Source organism: Hyalangium minutum (assembly GCF_000737315.1).
In the GTDB taxonomy this organism is placed as follows: domain Bacteria; phylum Myxococcota; class Myxococcia; order Myxococcales; family Myxococcaceae; genus Hyalangium; species Hyalangium minutum.
In genome coordinates, this window is sequence record NZ_JMCB01000005.1 from 338,754 (window position 1) to 357,072 (window position 18,319).

General features: G+C 64.6%; 14 protein-coding genes. 2 read left to right on the forward strand and 12 right to left on the reverse strand.

The window, feature by feature from the left end:
• Window positions 1-254: 254 nt before the first annotated feature.
• From DB31_RS14955 to DB31_RS14980, 7 genes are all read right to left on the reverse strand, one after another.
• Window positions 255-1,469, reverse strand: a complete 1,215-nt coding sequence (locus DB31_RS14955) for a hypothetical protein (RefSeq protein ID WP_044187883.1) — start codon at window positions 1,467-1,469, stop codon at window positions 255-257.
• A gap of 10 nt (window positions 1,470-1,479) precedes the next feature.
• Window positions 1,480-2,418: a PD-(D/E)XK motif protein gene (locus tag DB31_RS14960; protein ID WP_169787048.1), complete on the reverse strand. Its 939-nt coding sequence runs from the start codon at window positions 2,416-2,418 to the stop codon at window positions 1,480-1,482.
• A 44-nt stretch (window positions 2,419-2,462) separates the two neighbouring features.
• Complete coding sequence (locus DB31_RS14965; protein WP_157231988.1) at window positions 2,463-4,652, reverse strand: Z1 domain-containing protein; 2,190 nt, start codon at window positions 4,650-4,652, stop codon at window positions 2,463-2,465.
• Between the two features lie 337 nt (window positions 4,653-4,989).
• A complete protein-coding gene (locus tag DB31_RS51565) occupies window positions 4,990-6,288 on the reverse strand; it encodes a DNA cytosine methyltransferase (RefSeq protein ID WP_083968306.1) in 1,299 nt (432 codons plus the stop codon).
• Window positions 6,216-6,656, reverse strand: a complete 441-nt coding sequence (locus DB31_RS51570) for a very short patch repair endonuclease (RefSeq protein ID WP_075306001.1) — start codon at window positions 6,654-6,656, stop codon at window positions 6,216-6,218. The genes DB31_RS51565 and DB31_RS51570 overlap by 73 nt, the downstream gene beginning before the upstream one ends.
• Window positions 6,657-7,136: 480 nt before the next feature.
• The gene (locus DB31_RS14975) at window positions 7,137-7,418 is read right to left on the reverse strand and encodes a hypothetical protein (protein WP_157231989.1); all 282 of its coding nucleotides are present in this window, start codon (window positions 7,416-7,418) and stop codon (window positions 7,137-7,139) included.
• A gap of 168 nt (window positions 7,419-7,586) precedes the next feature.
• Entirely contained in the window at window positions 7,587-9,932 is a 2,346-nt protein-coding gene (locus DB31_RS14980) for an acyl-CoA dehydrogenase family protein (protein WP_044187894.1), read from the reverse strand.
• A gap of 147 nt (window positions 9,933-10,079) precedes the next feature.
• Between DB31_RS14980 and DB31_RS14985 the strand changes: the two genes are divergently transcribed.
• The gene (locus DB31_RS14985; protein WP_052419973.1) at window positions 10,080-11,348 is read left to right on the forward strand and encodes a phospholipase D-like domain-containing protein; all 1,269 of its coding nucleotides are present in this window, start codon (window positions 10,080-10,082) and stop codon (window positions 11,346-11,348) included.
• Window positions 11,349-11,353: 5 nt separating this feature from the next.
• On the opposite strand, the gene DB31_RS14990 is transcribed toward DB31_RS14985, so the two are convergent.
• The 3 genes from DB31_RS14990 to DB31_RS15000 form a co-directional block, all read right to left on the reverse strand.
• Window positions 11,354-12,328 carry a hypothetical protein gene (locus tag DB31_RS14990; protein WP_044187895.1) on the reverse strand — a complete coding sequence of 325 codons (975 nt, stop codon included), beginning with the start codon at window positions 12,326-12,328 and terminating at the stop codon, window positions 11,354-11,356.
• The gene (locus tag DB31_RS14995) at window positions 12,325-14,379 is read right to left on the reverse strand and encodes a WD40 repeat domain-containing protein (protein ID WP_044187897.1); all 2,055 of its coding nucleotides are present in this window, start codon (window positions 14,377-14,379) and stop codon (window positions 12,325-12,327) included. Before DB31_RS14995 ends, DB31_RS14990 begins: the two co-directional genes overlap by 4 nt.
• 194 nt (window positions 14,380-14,573) lie before the next feature.
• The gene (locus DB31_RS15000) at window positions 14,574-15,263 is read right to left on the reverse strand and encodes an endonuclease III domain-containing protein (protein WP_044187898.1); all 690 of its coding nucleotides are present in this window, start codon (window positions 15,261-15,263) and stop codon (window positions 14,574-14,576) included.
• Window positions 15,264-15,393: 130 nt separating this feature from the next.
• On the opposite strand from DB31_RS15000, the gene DB31_RS15005 reads away from it, so the two are divergent.
• Complete coding sequence (locus DB31_RS15005; protein ID WP_044187901.1) at window positions 15,394-15,816, forward strand: hypothetical protein; 423 nt, start codon at window positions 15,394-15,396, stop codon at window positions 15,814-15,816.
• A 20-nt stretch (window positions 15,817-15,836) separates the two neighbouring features.
• Here the strand turns inward: DB31_RS15005 and DB31_RS15010 are convergent, their stop codons facing one another.
• Both DB31_RS15010 and DB31_RS15015 read right to left on the reverse strand, forming a co-directional pair.
• A complete protein-coding gene (locus DB31_RS15010) occupies window positions 15,837-16,478 on the reverse strand; it encodes a hypothetical protein (RefSeq protein WP_157231991.1) in 642 nt (213 codons plus the stop codon).
• A 25-nt stretch (window positions 16,479-16,503) separates the two neighbouring features.
• The gene (locus DB31_RS15015) at window positions 16,504-18,234 is read right to left on the reverse strand and encodes a hypothetical protein (RefSeq protein ID WP_044187905.1); all 1,731 of its coding nucleotides are present in this window, start codon (window positions 18,232-18,234) and stop codon (window positions 16,504-16,506) included.
• Window positions 18,235-18,319 lie beyond the last annotated feature (85 nt).

Sequence of the window (18,319 nt, forward strand, 5' to 3'; positions counted from 1 at the left end):
GGCAGCGCCTACGGATTATGAGTCTGAGCTGCGAAGGAGTGGCCCAATAGGAACCTGAGAAGGTGATAGCCCCTTCTCAGCAATAAGGCGGCTCTGCGGCCCCAGCCCCGGGCGTCGGAGCGTTTCCCTCCTTTGGAGACGTAGTAGACGGGTGTTTCGTGCCGCGTCAGGATGAGCTGCCGCTACTTTGCCCACCGCGCTTCGGTGTTCGTGGTGAGCCGTCACGTAGTTTCCCGAGGCAGAGTACCACCCAGCTACTCGTGCGGACGCTCCGCTAAAGGCCGGGAGAATTGCTCTAGGAGTCGTTGAATCTTCTCCCGTTTGGAGCCTCCAATCTTCAGCTGGTGTTTCGCCAGGGCGGCATCGAGCTGCTTGGAGTCGAGTTCCATCATCAGCGAAATCTCGCTGAATCGAGACTCCCGGAGCAGCTGGACGAGCTGCTCCTTAGAGCCAGTCACCCGCGATGCGTCGATACTTGAGAGGATGTCCGACAGGTCCTGGCCTCGGAACGAAGCGAAGAGTGTGTCGAAAGCAGGCGTGGACAGGTGGCGTGGCTCAGGCGGTGGAGGCGGGGGGGCAGCAGGCTTAGGCCGAATGTCGTAACCGAGAGCGAAGAAACGGACTAGGCGAGCAACGAGCTCCTCCTTGCTGCCCCCCACCCCAAGTTCGACATCCCGGCACACATCGCGAAGCGTCGCGAGCGGCACTGGTGTCAAGACCTCGGTGGGCTGCACGTAGTTGTCCACGAGCCGCTGAACTTTTTCCTCTTTGGTACCGCTCGTCCGGAGGGCTGCCACTTCTAGGGCTGCACTCACATCGGCTCCCGTCAGGCGCTCGAAGAGCCGTTTGCGTGCTGCGGCGTCAGCTTCGAGGCCCAGCACCTGCCGAGCAATGGCTACGAGGTCTTCCGGGAAACGGAGTTGGCCGTGCGCGCTATAAACCAGCCCACTTGAGCGCAACCCGTTGAGGGCTCCGAGGAATGCATGGTCCGTGTTCCAGAAATGGTGGAAGTCCTCGTGGTGCTCGATGAGGAAATGCTCGGCCTGACGAATCTTCAGCTCGCGACGAAGCACCCCCAGGAGCGCGGCTTCGGATGCATCGAGTTCGAGCTCGTTCCGCCGTGCCTCAAGCAGCACGCGCCGGTAGACGACAAGCCCGCTATCCCGTCCCAGGATTTCACCATTGGTTACCCGCTGCGCCAAGTCGAGGGTATCGGCAATGACGCTCTCCTTGAGGCCGTCGAGTGGGAGAGAATAACCCTCCGCATCGAGCAACCGCTCAAGCATTCGGAATGATGGGGGCTGGAGATTGTAGATGGTTTCTCGGACGTACTTCGGGCTGCGGAGCACGTTCTCCAAGTTGACGCACACAGTCGCTCGATTCTCCGCCTCTCCCGCTTCAAGATGGTGATGGGCGAGCCTATCGAGCGTCTCTTGATCCAGGCCTGCGAGGAGTTCCACGAGCCGCATAGCGCCATTCTCACATGATTTCCGCGAGTGCCGTGAGACCAAAGCGCCAAAGTGTCGAGGCCAACGTGGCACCCTCCAGTTGCGGAGTACCGTGCAGGTGAATGACATACCGGACCGACGACACTCCGGGGTCGACCGTACGGATGCGCGGCACCGTCGCGAGAGCGAAGGCCATCGGAGGAATCAATAACCGGTATCGAGTTGAGGCTGCATCCAGAGTCGCAAGCGACAGACTGTGTCGCGCGAGAGCCTCAAGAAGCGGCGTCGCATCGGGAAGGCGGGCAAGGAGCGACTTTGCAAGGCTGGCTACGCTCTGCCCCGTGGCGCTGCGCTCTGCCGCGAGCGAAAGGAGGATGCCGGAACCGTCTTGGGGAGCCACCTGGGTGAGCGACACATGGTGTACACCAGGGTGGCGCGAAGCCTTCACCTCTAACCGTGCCTCTTCGACGAAGAAGTCGTACGTCCCGCCATCGCTCCCCTGCCAGCCTCGCACGAGGACGTCCGGGTCAGCGCTCTGGCTGATGGTCCACAACTCGCCCCACAAGCCGAGTTCCTCCGCCTCCGAGAGGCGAGCAGCTGGCGCGAAGAGGCTGCTCCATCGCTGGAGCAGCGAAACGACCATCGCCGCCGTCGGTGCCGGAGTGGATGCGAGCGCGTTGCCCAACTCGACTCCAAGCGGAGCAAAGACGTCCAAGAGGTGTTCGTCCAAGCAGGCAACGGCAATAGCGCTCGCAGAAAACTGTGCACCGTCCACGTCGAAGTCCACAGCGGGATATTCCTGCACCCGGAGCGCACGGGTAGAGAAACCTGCCGTGGCATGGCCATGCACCCCCGTAACAAGGAGAGTGGTATCACGCTGCGGGCTGAGCGTCACAAGCAGCTTGGCGTGTCCGGCCACAAGCTCACCGACGACTTTGTAGGTCTTCTCGTCCGGGTTCGGCTCAGCCATGGCGGCGGTTGCGAGTAGACGACGCAAGTCGGAGGCAGACCATTTCATTCAACGGGTCCGGCGTCGGCGCTTGCGTCGTTGAAGACGTGAGCAGGCAGATCGGCTCGCATGGGTAGGACAAGCTCCGGGAAGATGTACGGGAAGTCGATGTTGACTTCGACCGTTTGCCCGATTCGCTTCAGTTGCCCCGAATCGTCTTTGAAGACGCAGAGGACGGGACGCCCGGCAGCGCGCAGCGCCTGGAGCTCCGTCCCCCCGACCATGCCTTCGGTCAAACTCGTGCGCTTTGCGGTACGTGCGTACAGATAACCTTGGTTTGCGAAGAGCGCCGAGGAGCTTTGCAGGACACTCTTGATTGCCTCAGGGTCCCACTGCCCCGTACCCAGATTGTCGTAAGGGAGGTAGCCCAGCGCCTCGATGATCTCCGCGAGCGACACGGGGTGGAGCGCATCCCGCTTGATCGGTCCGAACTTCCCACCGGGGAACAGCTTCTCGACCTTTTCGAGGGCCTTTTTGTGCTCCGCAGCAGCCGGCTTCGGCTGGAAGAGAGGCGCCGCTGGGTAGAGGTGCTCGCCCGGCATGTAGGCTACGACGTGTGACGTATCGAGGACGCTGGTTCGTGTTGCCCGCAGTTTGCGCGCGACTTGTACCGGAACTTGAGCAGGGGAGCCGTTCGTCCCGAGAAGGTTGCGCAGCCGGTGCTCGGCCGTGCAAATCTGGTGGAAGCGTAGGGCCTGGAGCTCAGGAATGTACACGCGGAGGAAAGACTTAGCCGACTCCCGGTAGCCGAACATGCGCGCGTGCTGGAGCATCGTGTCCATCTGGGCGATCTTCGCGGAGCGCAGGTAGTAGGTGACGAGCAGATTGTCGATCGTCAGGCCACGGCCCAGGATGTTCCCGCCAACGATGAAGTTGAGCTTCGGCCCGAAATTGGCGTCGTCCTGCTCCGAGTTGACGACCTTCACCTCTCGGTTGCGAAGACGCTGCCGCACGTACTCCTCGACGGTTTCCAACTTCGGAAGGGAGGTGACGCTGCGCGACAGCTCCTTGAGCCCTCGCTGCAAACCGATGCGGGCGGTCGTGCGGTCGCCCTTGAGCGACTCGTAGACCTCCATGAGCAGCTCGCGTACGCGTTTCGCCGCCACCTCGTGGTCGTCTTTCTTGACGCTCGTGTGACAGAGGTAACTCTGCGGGCCGAGCTTCGACTTCGGGTCGGCGAGTCCCTGCGCAGCAGTTGCGACCAGGAAGTAGTACAGGGAGTTGCGCAGGCCATCGGGCGTCTCTCCCCCGGTGAGACTGTCGCCCTCGTTAGCCGCAATATAGACCAACGGGGCTGCACCTTCATCGATGACGTTCTTGGGGAAGAAGAACTCCCCACCCGTGTACCCCTGCCCCGGCTCAAGCACTTCAGTGAACAGGGGTCGAAGCGGGCTATCCGTGTTCTGGAGGAGCAGGGCGTACGGCGTCGCGGTCACTTGGAGGTATAGGTGGTGGCGAAGCGTCTGACGGATCGAGAAGCCCTCCTCCCCTTCACGGTCGTTGACGTTCGTTTTCGAGAAGATCGCGCTCGGGACTGCACTGGGCGCAGGAGCCTTGCCCTTTGCGCGCGCACGCGACCGGGCGGCAACACTCGTGTCGAGCGACGCCTGATCGGCCTCGTCATCGAGGATCAAGGCGGGATGCTCCGAAGCCCCGACCGTCCGTAGGAAATCGACGAACGTCGAGAGGTGCGAAGTGTTCTTCGCCGTAATCAGGACTAGGCCGGCCTCCGAGAGCGACGCGCGCACGTGGTCGACGTCCGAGATCCACGACCCGATGTCCGTCGACTCCTTCACGACGACACCTTGGAGCACGCCGAAGCGGTCTGCGGTCTGCTTCACCAAGCTGACGTTGTCCGAAGTGAGGACAACGATGACTTTGAAGCCGTTGTCGATGGCCATAGCGGCAGTGGTGATCATTGCCAGCGTCTTGCCGCTCTGGACTCGGCCGTAGAGCAGTCCCGTCGGACAACCCTCCTTGAGCGGAGCCTGTTCCGTCGCGAGCCCCGTGCCACTCGGGCCGACCTCTCCAGATGCGACGTTGGCCGCGTAGTTCCGTAGGATCGATGTCATGAGTCGCGTCACCTGCTCCTTGACGCGCTCCAGGGTCGCCGGAGTCATGGGTGACGACTTGCCAATTCCCGCCGCAAGTGCTCCCAGGGTGTCCGACAGCACGGGACCGTCGATACGTGGCACGAGCGTTGGCGCTCCTGCCCCGACCTTGGCAGTACCAATCTCTCCACTCACTGTTCATCCTCCTCAGGTTGGCGGAGCGAGCCGTCATGGCCGACCCCCGGCCGTGAAGTCACCATCCTATGCGGGCATGGAGGAACCACCACCCCCCCTTATTGGGGGATGGCGCGCAGGTAGCTCACCTGCTCTGGCAGCGGCAAGCCACAAGGTCCGTCCGTCCCAAGCAGAATATTACTTGTGGGCAAAACATCCGAGCCGTACGACCTTCCTCTGTGTTGCTCTAGGCAGGAGTATGTCGGCGGCCTTCGAAGGGGCAGTGACCATCCCACCACCACTGGTGTCAGGCCGCTTTTCCGGTCTGGCTCCTCGGGCGATTCGGGCGGTCGTTGGGCTCGTTGCGAGTTGCCTCTGGCGCGGCATCAACGGGCTTACCAGCGGTCCGTTGAAGGAGGCGGGTAACCACTGCGTAGGCCAATTTTGGAGGAACAGCATTACCGATGCAGTGAGAGAGAATCTTGCGCGTCGTGGCGGACCCGAAGGTAAACCAGTCCGGGAAAAACTGGACTCGTGCCGCTTCGTGAGGCGTGAGTGTTCGCGGCTCGGACGGGTGGAGGAATCGACCTTGCCCGGGGCTTCCGAATCCTGTGGTGATCGTGTGGGCAGGTTCATCCCACGAAAGGCGGCCGTACATCGCCGTGTAGCGGTGAGTCGGGTTGTCGCGATGACAGGGCGGTCGATAACGATTCGGCAGGTCGTACAATCCCCGTCTCAGTAAGAGGTTCGCACGAGCTAGGTTCTCAGGTGTCAGGCGTGAGGAACTGTCGAAGACCAAATCCGAAGTCCGTCCTTGGAGGTCGCCGATTGCCCACTTCAGGGAGCGGGGAGAGGCAATGGCGGGTAGGTCGAGGACTCCACCGATACTGCATCCCCTAGCCGCGACTAGGATGTGCCTCACGCGCTTCTGTGGGACGCCGATATCCACCATGCGGACAAGGGCTTCCTCCACTTCATAACCGATGTCTTGAAGGTGTCGCGTAGCGCGGTCAAGCACAGCTCGATGGTCTCGCCGAACGCCTTGGACGTTTTCGATCATCAGGTAAGTCGGCCCGAGCACTTCAGCGGCTCGGACCATGACGAGATACAACTCGTTCTTCTCGTCCTTTCTGCGAGTGTGGTTGTTGAGATCCGAGTGCCCCTGGCACGGAGGACCTCCAACGAGGATGTCGACCTTGCCCACTTCGGCTCGCGTTCGCTCCTCAGAAGCGGAAGGAGATCGCCCGACGGCACGGTCGAACCGCGAGCAGACATCTCCTCGCTCTCTAGCCACGCTCGACCCAAAATTGAGGTCGTAGACACCCCGAATGTGCTCGTCCCACTCCATTGCGAGCCGCACTTCGAGGCCCCGCCCGAAGCGGCGGCAAGCCTCGGCGACTCCGAGGGTGAGCCCGCCGGAGCCCGCGAAGAGGTCAACCAGCCGGACAGAGTGATGCCCCCTCTCGTAAGGGGGGCGCATCGTCCGACGGAGGAAAATGTGGTCGTCGCCGTCAATTTCGTCCAAAGAGCTACTCATCGCTTCGTTACACCAGCCTTCACGAACCGCCGACTGACGGCGTCGGGGGCCCTGAGCTCGCACTGCCATACCACGAAGACCTTGTAACCGAGGCCCCTGAGTGCGCGCGCTTTGCGAGCATCCCGGGCGCGGTTGTTCGCTAACTTGGTCTTCCAGAACCCCTGGTTTCTCTTCGGCAATGTCGCCAGCGGGCAATTTCGATGGCCGTGCCAGAAGCAGCCGTTCACGAAGATCGCCCAGCGTGCAGTCTTGTTGGCGATATCGGGCGTCCCGGGAAGATCTCTCGCGCAGAGCCTGAAGCGGGCTCCCGCCTCCCAGAGAAGCCGCCGAACCGCAAGTTCTGGCTTGGTATCGCGCCGGCGCACGGCCTTCATCCGCTGCGAGATCTTTTCGGAGATCCGACCCGAAAGTTGGCCTTTTGGCGACTGGTGCGTCATGCCGCAAAGATAATGACGGACCGTTCGACTTGCTGAACAAGCCCTCGTCTGAGGTACCCCAGCTTCAGACGCAGAGAGCTTATCTCAATAAGTAGGGAAGAAAAGGCGCCACCTGATGGGTTACGTGAGGGCAGGAAGTATACTGTGGGAGTTGCCAAGAGAGATGATGCACCCTGTGCTGGTGCATCACGTCGACCGGTGGCACCGGTAGTTTTCGCTCCAGAGCAGCTCTCCAATGCTGGCGAAAGGCCCGTACGACTCGTCGCACGTTGGAGGCCACTCGCCAATGTCGGGCGATACGCGATGAACTCCATCCATCGCGCGCCAGCAGCACCATCTCCACCCGATTACGTACGTACCCACCAGCCGACTGTCAGTGTGCAGCGCAGTTCCATGAGCCGCGCACAGTTATCCCCGTCCACCTCCAGCGGCTCCATGCCGAAGGTGTTCCGCGCGCCCTCAAGCGTGCAGTGAGGCGGGCTAGCGCTTCAGGGCGGTGATTCGCCGCTCGATCTTGTCCAAGTAGGCGCTCAGCCCGTCGTGGCTCTTGGGAGCCGGGGACTCGGTCAACACCTTCACGATGCGCGTGACTTGCTCGAGGATGCGCCCGTTCGACGTCTCGAGCCGCTCCATGCGGGCCTCGAGCCGCTCCATCCGGCCCTCAAGTCTGCTCACGCGCCCCTTGAGCTCCTGGACATCCATGTCGAGCTTCTGGATGCCCTGGAGCACGGGTGCTCCATCCTTGTGTATCGCTGCCGTCATCGGCCCCCCTGGCTGAGACTTGCGAGCACTCTACAGCAGATGGTCACGATCCTACCATGTGGGTTTGATCGATGTTCCATATGCTGCAGGTGAGGAGAGATCCGGAAACCCAGAACGAGGCGGACTTGGAGCAGAAGTTTGAAGCTTCGCTGGAGCGGGAGGCTCTCTTCAGGGGGAGGGCCGGCCCAGGCCAATCGGGGCAGCCAGCGCCGAGTCCGGGATGTCGAAGGCGCGCACGAGCGCCACCGCGTCCGGCCGCAGCTCCGCGCACAGCCGTGTCACCTCCTTGCGGATGGCCTTGGCCTTGCCGCTCTCGATGTGGTCGTTCTCCAGGAACCAGCCGCTCGCCTCCACGAGGCAGCCCAGGCCGTACAAGTCGCACAGCTTGCCGAGCACAGCCTTCACCGCCGGGTCCTCCACCTGCTCCACGCCCGCGAGGAACTGCTCCAGCACCACGCGCTCCACGTGCGCATGCGCCAGCGCCTGCAGGTGGTCCTGCACCTGGATGAAGGCCTGGAACGAGTCCACCCCCGTGCCCAGCCGCTTGCGCAGCCGCGCCGCTGCCGAGGCCAGCAGGTCCGACTCGCGGAAGCGCAGCGCGCGCACCTGGAAGTCGCCGTCGCGCAGGTGCTCGCTGCCTGTGCGCCGCACCTGGAAGGGGTTGCGGTCCGTGAGCGCTCCCGAGGCCCGCTCGACGATGAACTTCATCACCGTGAAGACGCGGTCGTCCTCGAACTGCTGCCGGTAGCCCGTGAGCAGGCTCTTGGCCACCAGCTGCATGAGCACCGTGTTGTCGCCCTCGAAGGTGGTGAACACGTCCGTGTCCGCCTTGAGCGAGGGCAGCCGGTTCGCCACCAGGTAGCCCTGGCCACCGCAGGCCTCGCGCGCCACCTGCAGCGTCCGCGTGGTGTGCCACGTGCTGTACGCCTTGAGGCCCGCTGCCAGCGCCTCCACCTCCATGGCATCCTGTTCCGTGCGGCCCACGTAGCGCTTCACCAGGTACTTGAGCGCGAAGTCGAGCGCGTACGTCGTCGCCAGCGGGCGCAGCAGCCGCAGCTGGTGGGTTTGGTAGTCCAGCAGCCGGGCCTCGGGCGCTCCGGCCGGGCCGAACTGCCGGCGCTCGTCGCCGTAGGAGATGGCGATGGCCAGGCCGCTCTTGGTCGCGCTCAGTCCGCCGCACGCCACGCTCACCCGGCCCGCCACCAGCGTGCCCAGCATGGTGAAGAAGCGCCGCGAGGCGCTGGGGATGGAGCTGGTGTACTCGCCCTGGGGGCTCACCTGCGCGAACCGGTCCAGCAGGTTCTCCCGAGGCACCCGCACGCGGTCGAACCACAGCCGCCCGTTGTCCACGCCGTTGAGCCCCATCTTCACGCCGCAGTCCTCCACCCGGACGCCGTGGAGCAGCCGCCCCTGCTCGTCGCGGAGGGGAACGAGGAGCGCGTGGACGCCATGGCGCTCGCCCTTCACCTCGAGCTGCGCGAACACCGTGGCCAGGCGCGCGTGCTGGGCCGCGTTGCCGATCCACTCCTTGCGCGCCCCCTCCGAGGGCGTGTGCACCACGAACTCGCCGGTGATGTCGTCGTAGATGGCCACCGTCTCCACGTCCCGGACATTGGAGCCGTGGGCCAGCTCGCTCATGGCGAAACAGCCGGGCAGCTCCAGCGAGGCCACCTTGGGCAGCACCTGGCGGTGGTGCCGCTCCGTGCCCAGGAAGTAGATGCTCCCGCCGAACAGGCCGAAGTTCACGCCCACCTTCACCACGAGGCTCAAGTCGAAGGAGGCCAGCGTCTCGAAGGCCGCGATGAAGGCGCCCAGGTCCACCTTCGACAGGTCATCCGGGTAGGCAATCTTCCCCAGCCCTCGGTCCGCCAGCTGCTTCAGCCACGAGAAGACCTGCTCCCGGTAGGCGCTCGTGTCGCGCTCGTCCACGTAGCGGAAGGCGGGGTGGGCCAGCCACTGGCGGACCCTGGCGCGCACGTCGGGGTAGGTGCGCTCCAGGATGGGGCGCAGCTTGTCCACGTCGAAGGAGGCCGGGGCGGGAGCGGCCCGCGAGAGGGGGGGGGGCGTGGCGGGCGAGACGAGGGCGCGCACGGCCTCTACGCCCGAGACCCCCAGTGCCGTCTCCAGCGGGGCGAGGGTGCGCGCCAGCTCGGGCATGGAGGCGGGCAGGGCGTTCTTGCCTCCGAGTACCTCGGCGAGCTGCGTTCCCAGCTCCGCGAGGCTCTGCTGCCCACTCTGCTCCAGGCGCTCGGAGGTGGTGCGGATGTGCTCGCGCAGCTGCGCCAGGGCCCGAGACGTGGGCGGGTTGAGCGGATCCAGCCAACGCGCCAGCACGGCGCTGGAGCGCAGGTCCAGCCACGGCTGTGCCCGGGCAGCGGCGCCCAGGGCGCGGATCTCCTCGGGGGTCAGCTCACCGTCCGTCCAGGCCACGTAGAGCATGGGGACGAGCGGCGCCAGGCGGGGCAGGGACAGCAACTCCTGGGCGGAAGGGCCCGGCACGTCATCAATGGCCATGGTTGTCTCTCCGGAGAGCAGGCAGGCGGGCACAGTTCGCCATGGAGCGCCGCTCGGAGCAATGGTGGGTTGCATCGTTGCCACATGCACAGGTGGGAGCTTCGCGCAGACTGGCCATGAAGCCTCGCGGCCTTAGCTTGGCAAGCCATGGACATGGACGTCATGGATGGGGTGCTCCCGCAGCCGGGAGCGCATGGGTGGGACGAGGAGGATCGCCAGCGCCATGAGATGAAGGGGCCCTTCCATCTGCCCCCAGGCCCGGATGCCTTCTCCTTCGTGCTGTACCAGTCCACGGGGGTGTGCCTGGACGAGGGCCACAAGGTGGAGTTGCTGGAGAACGGCACGGTGTTCGAGCGGATGCTCGAGGACATCCGGCAGGCGCAAGAGAGCATCCACATCCTCGTGTACATCTGGCGGCCCTGCGAGCTGTCGGACCGGTTCGTGGAGGCGCTCCAAGAGCGGGTGAGCGCGGGCGTGCACTGCCGCGTGCTGGTGGACCCGGTGGGCAGCGAGGAGGTGTCCGGCGACCACGACTTCGACCAGAAGATCGAGCGCAAGCTCGTCGAGTGCGGCGTGGAGGTTCACTACTACCGGCCGCTGGCGGGCAAGGTGCTGGGGCGGCTGCTGGGACGCAACCACCAGAAGCTCATCATCGTGGATGGGCGCATCGGTTACACGGGGGGCTTTGGCATCTGGAAGGTGTGGGAGGGAGATGGCCGGGCGGAGGAGAACTGGCGTGACACGCACGTGCGCGTGGAAGGCCCGGCCGTGTGCCGGATGCAGTTGACGTTCTCGCGCTCATGGCAGGAGAGCGGCGGGAGCCTGCTGCACCCGAGAGACTTGCCGGGCCCGTGCCATGTGGGGCCGGTGCGGGGCGCCTTCGTGGACAGCATGGGCAAGTTGGGGATGACGGATGCGGAGCGGATGGTGCGCATCGTCATTGCCGCTGCTCGCAAGCGGTTGTGGATTGCCAACGCGTACTTCACACCGCCCAACGCCATCATGGAGCAGCTCGTGCACAAGGCGCACGAGGGCGTAGACGTGCGGGTGCTGGGGCCGGGGCCCGTGCATGACGTGCCGCTGGTGCGCGCGTCGCAGCGCTCCACCTACGAGCAGCTGCTCCGGGCCGGGGTTCGCATCTGGGAGTACCAGCCGTCGATGATGCATGCGAAGACGGTACTCGTGGACGACTGGCTCACCGTGGTGGGCTCCACCAACCTGGATGCGCTCTCGCTCAACAAGCTGAGCGAGGGCTCCATGGTGCTGGCGGACCCGGAACTCGCGAGCAAGCTGGAGCGGTGCTGGCACAGGGACTTCGAGTACTCGAAGGAGATCACCCTCGACGCCGGTGGCCGGACCAACCCGTGGCGGCGCCTGGCACGGCGGGCCACGCAGTTGATGGGCCAGGACCGCTAAGAACATCAGTCACATGCGGTCAGCTCGGTCTTCCAGCGGGTCCGGCAGATCTTCGTCAGGTTGTTTTGGGTATGGAAGATCGTGTGGTCCATGGACATCTCGCCGGCGCCGGCCGCGTTCCACTTCACCTCGTAGGTCGAGTAGGGCGAAGGCCGCTCGCCGGTGAAGGCGAAGCTGCCGCAGCCCGTCAGAGAGGGACCGCCGGCAAGCCAGTTCTCTTCCTCGACGGATGCGGCGTTGTCGGCGAAGGCGAGGTGGCCGCGCTGATCGATCACGACCGCGAAAGGATCCGGAAACCAGCCGAGCACCGACGCACAGTGATTGCTGTCGCTCTCGACGAGCTGCCCCTTGCCGCCGAACGCGACCTTGAAGCAACGGGACGCGCCGCAGCCGGGCCAGTCGTTCGCGAAGGACAGGATCTTCTTCGCGGACTCCGGGTAACCGTCGACGGTCGCCTTCTGGGCCTGGGACTGCGGGTAGAGCCCGTAGGTGGCCTTGGAGCGAATGAAGTCCTGCCCGCGCTGCTCGAACCACGTGCCGTCGAGGACGGCCTGACTGCCGGTTGCCGCCCTCGGGTTGAAGGAGGCCGGTGTCGTCAATTCGAAACGCGCGAACCCGGTCTCCGTGGGGATGAGGCACGTGCCCTCCGTGAGCTCGGCGCGCACCTGATTGCTCAACCCCTTGAACGTGCAGCCCACGGGACGGCCGTCGCTGGTTGTGCCCATCTGCCGCTGCAGCGTGACGGTGCCGCTGAGCGTCTGCGGATCTTCGTCGAAGTCGATGACCCAGCATGTCGTGCCCCGGTCGAGCCGCTGGTTGCCGTGACCCGGGTTCGTGGACTTCACCTGCTTGAGATCGATCAACTCGAAGCCGCAGTAGTACTGGGGCCACTCGGGGGGGACTTCCTCCTCCTGCTCGAGTCCGGAGAGCTCACAGCCGGAAAGAAGCGAAACGGCAGCGCAGAGCAGCAAGCGATTCATGGGACCTTCCAGACGAAGAGGCGGCGAGTCACGATGAGAACGTTCCGCCCGCCGAGCCGCTCGAAGCGGATGACGTCGTTCGCGTCGGAGCTGACGAGGTGGGTCTGCAGGGTGACGGTCTGCGAGTCCGTGCCCCAGCGCCACAGCCGGCTGGCGAGCGCGTCTCCCAGCAGGCAGTTGCCGTCATTCGTCATCGCAGCGCTCTGGGCCGTCTTCAACGCGCCTCCGCTCGCCTGCTCAAGCTGTACGCACTGCTCGCCGCCGCTCTGGAGATCCTTGCGGCAGGCCTGACCACCGGAGACGACGCACTGATAGCGGCCGCTCGGCGAGATCGACGCATCCTCGCCCTGTGTCGGCGCCACGCCGAAGACTTCCGTCTCCTGCGAGGGGTTCGCGTAGGGCACGCGGAAGAGGCGTGTGCCACGGCGGACGACGAGCGAGTCCTGCTCCATCGTCACCAGGGGGCCGGTGTTCCCGTCGTACCACACGATCATCCGGCGCTCCTGCAGATCGTAGATGCCGGTATGAATGTCCGCGCTCGTCCCCACCGACGCAATCCAGAGGTAGCGGCCCCCCGGCGCGAGGCGTGTTTGGTACGGGCTCTTGGAATCCATCGGCTGCTCGTCGTAGCGGATGCCGCCGTCGCTCTGCTCGAGATCGACCAGCGCGAGCCGTCCGTTCGTCGAGGCGACCGCGATGCGTTTTCCATCCGGCGAGAACGCGAGCCGGTAGAAGCCCAGCTCGAACGTACTGTTGCCGCCCTTCTCGAAATCGAGGACGAAGTCGCGCGTGACGTCACCCTCGGTAAAGTTGGCGCCGAAGTAGTCCAGTGGCTTCCAGATCGGTGAGCCTTCCGCGACGTTGTACAGGAGCAGCCGCGGTGCGCCGTTGTAGCCGACGACCGCGAGCGTATTGCCGTCCGGCGAGAGCGCCCAGCCCATGAGGGTCGTGTTGTCGAACCGGCCGTTCCCGAGCTTCCGGCAGTCCGGCATCTTGTAGATCTCGATGCGCCGCGTATCGGGCGCATTGCCGACGACGAAGGTGCTCTCGTCATCGGAGAATCCCGTGCGGTGCAGCTTCGTATTGATGGTCGTGGTGCCGCAGACGGCGAATCGATCGTTCTGGGTGTCGTAGACGGAGTTGCCCACGCTGCAGCCGCTCGGGCCGAAGGCGACGTAGCGCCCCTTCGGTGAGACCTCGGTGTACCACTCAGGCACCACGGTGGGAGGTGGAGTGCCGGTGCTCCCTCCGCTGAAGTTCAGCTCGCGCGCCCGGCCTGCGGGGGCAAACGCATCGACGAGGAGGCGCCTGTTCGTCTTGAGGTCCAAGGTTTGGATGGCGCAGCCGGCCGTGTTCTGTCCGTCGTTCCACGACCAGGCCGCGAGGAGCCCGGCGTTCGCGCTGATCGACCGGGTTTCGGCCGATCCGACAGGCTGGGTCACCGGAGCCTCGAAGAGGGCCCCTTGTCCGAGCCCATCGAACCAGGTCGTGTAGCGCGCCGTCGGAAGATCGAAGATGGCCGACCGGAAATTGTAGATGGGCACGAAGACGCGGCCGTCCTCGATGAAGCTCGCGTCGTCGCCCATCGTCACCCAGCCGCCTTCGATCGCCAGCGTGGTGCCGTGCCACTTCGTCAGTGTCCGATCCTTCGACGCCACGAAGAAGGACGCCCCGTCCTTCGACCAGAAGATACGCGTCGGTGCGCTGTGGTGATGCCCGAGCACGATCTCCGCCGGCACCGGGTTCGCCTGTCCCGAGGCCGGCAGCCCGATTTCAATGTCCCCTTCGGCGAAGTAGTCCGGCAGGCTCTTGAGCCCCGCGCGGATCTTGAACTTGCCGTGCTTCGCACGCGCGCAGAAATCGACCTGCGAGAAGGTCTCGTACGTGTCCAGCGTCGCGTTCCCGCTGGAGTAGGACATGTCCTCGAAATCGATCAGTGTCGCGTCGGCCGACCAGACGATGTCGTCCTGATCGATCTTCCGATCCGCGACCATGCGGAGCGTGGCGCGGCCACAGGTGTACGGGCGCACCTGGTACGACCTCTGCAACATCCCGAACGCCTCGAACTTCGGAATGGCCGTCGGTTCAGGCGGCGTCTCTGTCTTCTCAAAGAGACCGCACGCCGATAGCAGCGTCAACACTGGCGCCAGCCACAGGCCGCTCCTACTGCTTCGAAGGTGCATCGTCGGTCCCCTCCCGGGAGCTACCGCTGCGGCACTGTGGCCGCCAGACCGGCGCCATACTATCAGTGCGGGTGCTGGACGCCGATCTGGCGGCACATGGAGAGCACGGGGCACGTGGAGCACTTGGGCCGCGTCCCCGTGCAGACGTGCTTGCCGAACGGCACGAGTAACCGGTTGAGCTCCACCCAGTAGGCCCGGGGGAGCCGGGCCTCCAGCGCGGCCAGGGTCTGCTCGGGCGTACGGGCTTGTACATAGCCCCACCGGTTCGTGACGCGGTGCACGTGGATGTCCACGCTGATGGCCTCGTGGCCGCACGCGATGCCCAGCGCGAGGTGGGCGCACTTGGGGCCCACGCCCTTGAAGGACTGGAGCACTTGGGCATCGCACGGGAGCTTCCCGTGGAACTCCTCCACCGTGCGAACGGCGATGGCGTGGATCTGCCGGGCCTTGGGCTCCGGGAACGTCACCGGGCGGATGAGGGCTTCTATTTCCTCCGGCTTGAGCCGGCTCATGGCCTCCGGGGTACTTGCGCGCCGCAGCAGGGTCAGGGAGGTGGGCAGGCTCACCTCGTCTCTCGTCCGGATGGAGAGGATGCAGGCGACCAGTTGTTCGAACAGCGTCTCATGGCCCTGGGCCGCCAGCGCAAACATCGCCGCGTCCGCGAAGCTTCGGACTGTCTCCCGGATGCGCCTCAGCACCGTGTCGATGTCGAAGGGCTCCTTCTCTGCCTCCACGCTCCCGGTTGAAGCCATGCGACCTCCCTCACCCAATCTAAGGAGTGAGGTGGGAGAGAGGCAACCTGGCACGTTCACTCGTTACCCACGACGGAAGGAGGGCCGCTGCGCTAGGGTGCGGCGGGAGCGTTCCACAGGAGGGGACATCATGAGGGTGACGTTGCTGTGCGCGGTGATGCTGTTCGGGTGCTCGGCCAAGCAGTCAGCGCCGCAGTTCTCGCTGTGCGAGCAGAGCCCCGCGAAGGACTGTGAGGCGACGAAGACCTCGTTCAACACGGACACGCCCGAGTTGCTCGCCGTGGGCCGGTTCCCCACGGTGCCCAAGCCTGGGAGCAAGATCACGACGAAGTGGATCGCGGTGGACGTGGGCAAGGCCGCACCGCCCAATACGCTGATCGATCAGAGCGTGGTCGAGGTGGCCGCGCAGAATGAGCCTCTGTCGAGCGGCTCCTATTACACGGTGCGTGGCACGCTCTCACGGCCCAACAAGGGCTGGCCTCCGGGCAGCTACAAGGCGGAGTGGGCCATGGACGGCCAGCCGCTGGGCACGACCGAGTTCCAGATTCGCTGAGGCGCTCGGGCCCCGGCTCCTCACATGAGTGTGCTCAGGACGTTGGTCACCCACTTCCGCGCCCCATGGTAGTCATTGAGCAGGTGGGTGAAGCGTCCAGCGCGCATCAGCGCGACGAGGGGGCTGTCCTCAGCCACCTGCTGGGCCATCTCCCAGGGGAAGGTGATCTCGGGAGTGCCGGTCTCCAAGTACTCGGGGTCCACCGCCATGCGCTCAAGGTAGCGCGAGTAGAGCGCGAAGAACCGGTCCAGGTTGGAAGCAATGGGGATGCCGTAGACCTCCGCTGGGTAGTAGGCGATGTAGACGATGGGCTGGAGCCCAGTGGAGTCCGCCAACTCAGGCACCGTGCCGAAGTAATAGGAGAACCCCGTCTCTTTGGCGAACAGGTGTGTGGAGCGAAAGGGCTCTTCACCGTCACGCTTGAAGTACTCGTTCTCCTGAATGAAGCCGTGGGGTTCGGCATCGAGGCGGAACACGGAGAACGGTCCCAGCGAGGCGTCCGCCGTGCGCTGGTAGAGCGCGGCAAGCATTGGGTCCAAGGGCTGAGCCAAGAGCAACTCTCCAGCCTTGGGGGCCGTGGGCAGGGGAGGTGACAGTTCCAGCGGCAGGCCATGGTGGCGGCATGTCTTGATGAGGAGGTCCAGGCCGGGCAGTGAAGGCATGGCGGGCATTGAGGTCATCCCTGGTTCAACGGGTGAGCGTGGCCAAGAATTCAGCCGCTTCCGCAAGCGCAGCCTGCTCAGCACGAGCCAACGTGGGCGCAGAACTCGGGTCGTACATCTGGTGGAACCAGCGGCGATAGTGGCGGTGGACGATGTCCATCATGCGAGTCACATCCCTGGCGGTCATTTTCTCGGCAACCGGTCTTGCGAGACTCCACACCTTGCCGATGCTCCTGTGTACATCCCTGTACAGCCCAATGAGGTTGGCGCCACCATTGATGTCCAGCTTGGGGAAGAGATGGGCGTACTCCAGAGGGCAAGTATGGTGGATGTCGTAGGCCTGTAACCGAACCGTTCCCAAGGCTTTGGCGAGCTCAGGACGATGCAGCTCGAAATACTCGGTGCGGGCCCATACACGAAGTTGCTTCTTTGCTTGGTCATCCAGGCTTGTTCGCAGCAGGCCTTCCAACCGGCCCATCAGGCCTCGGAGTTGGGTCTTCTCCGCTTCGCTCAGGGCCTTCAGGCCTTGCGTCTCTGCTTTCAGCCAGAGCTGTTGGAGTGCCTGCCGTTCCGCGGCGGGCATGCGAACCAGGAGATTTCGAAACCAACGAACCGCTCCATGCCCTCCGCGGGCCAGAAGGGATGTGACGGTAGGTGCTGCTGCCTCGAAGAGGATGAGCGCCCGCTTGAGGATGAAGCCCCCCACGAGCATCGTAGCGACCTGTTCGATTGAGAAGCCGGCCAGGAACACCACGCCGTCCCGCATCTCCTCTCGGGACTCACGGAGGATGCGCTCGTGCATGGCCAGGTACTCACGCCGGAAGTCTTCCAGCTCGCGCGGCGGCGGAGGCGGCTCCAGCGTTCGGGCCTCCGTCGCTTCCCAGCGTGGCAGGGGCGCGCCGGGTGAATGACGCCCATGGAGGATCAGCACGACCTCTCGTTCACCCAGACCCTTCAAGAAGGGGCGCAGTGCATGGGTGACGAGTGTCACCTCGGCTTCAGAGGCGGGCATGTCGGTCCCGCTCCCGGAAGCATCCCGTCGGGAGAGCTCCCAGCTGGATATCCGGTCATCTTCCAGTGTGAGCCGTACCTCCAGCCGGGTGGTACCGTTTCTGGGGAGGGCCATCAGGCGTTGCAAGCCTCGTGCGGTGGTGAGCACCTGAGCGTAGCTGGCCCTGGAGGTGCCCTCTTGCGAGGATGGCAGTGTACGGGCGTGCCAGGGCGCCTCAGTTCGTGCGGAGAGGTCCAGGTCCAGAGTCCAACGTGCCTCCTCCCGCTCCAGAGAGAGCGTGACCTGTCGTGCCTCAGTCCCCAACAGCGTGGTGAGATGGTGCTCCAACCCTGCCAGGAAGGCACTTCGATCCACCGGCGCGGCTCTTCCTCCTCCCTCCTTCACGCGGTGGAAGGACAAGAGCGTCAGGGCACCGCCATCCACCCAGTAGCGGAATTCCCAGTGGGCCCCAGGTGCATCCGAGTGGCTGGTGACTGTCCACATCTCGTTCAACGCTCTTTGAATCTCAGCACGTGTGGCCTCGGCACGTTCACTCTCGCGCAGGGGAGGGAAGGGCACGTCGCGCGCGAACCGAACATCCTCTTCTTCGGAGTGAGAGAAAGAGTGGGCTTCAAGCCGGAGTTCGCCGCCCGCCCACCCTGTGGCGGAGTGCGTCGTGGCACAGGCCGACAGCAGGGAGACGGCCAGCAGTATGAGGGCCAAGAAGCCGTGCTGAGTGAGCCAGCCATGGGACCATGAGTGCATCCCATGACTTCATCCACGGGCATCCCGGCTGACAAGAATCCAGCAGGAGGGTTCGAGATCACGTCCCAGGAAGAGCGAGCTGAAG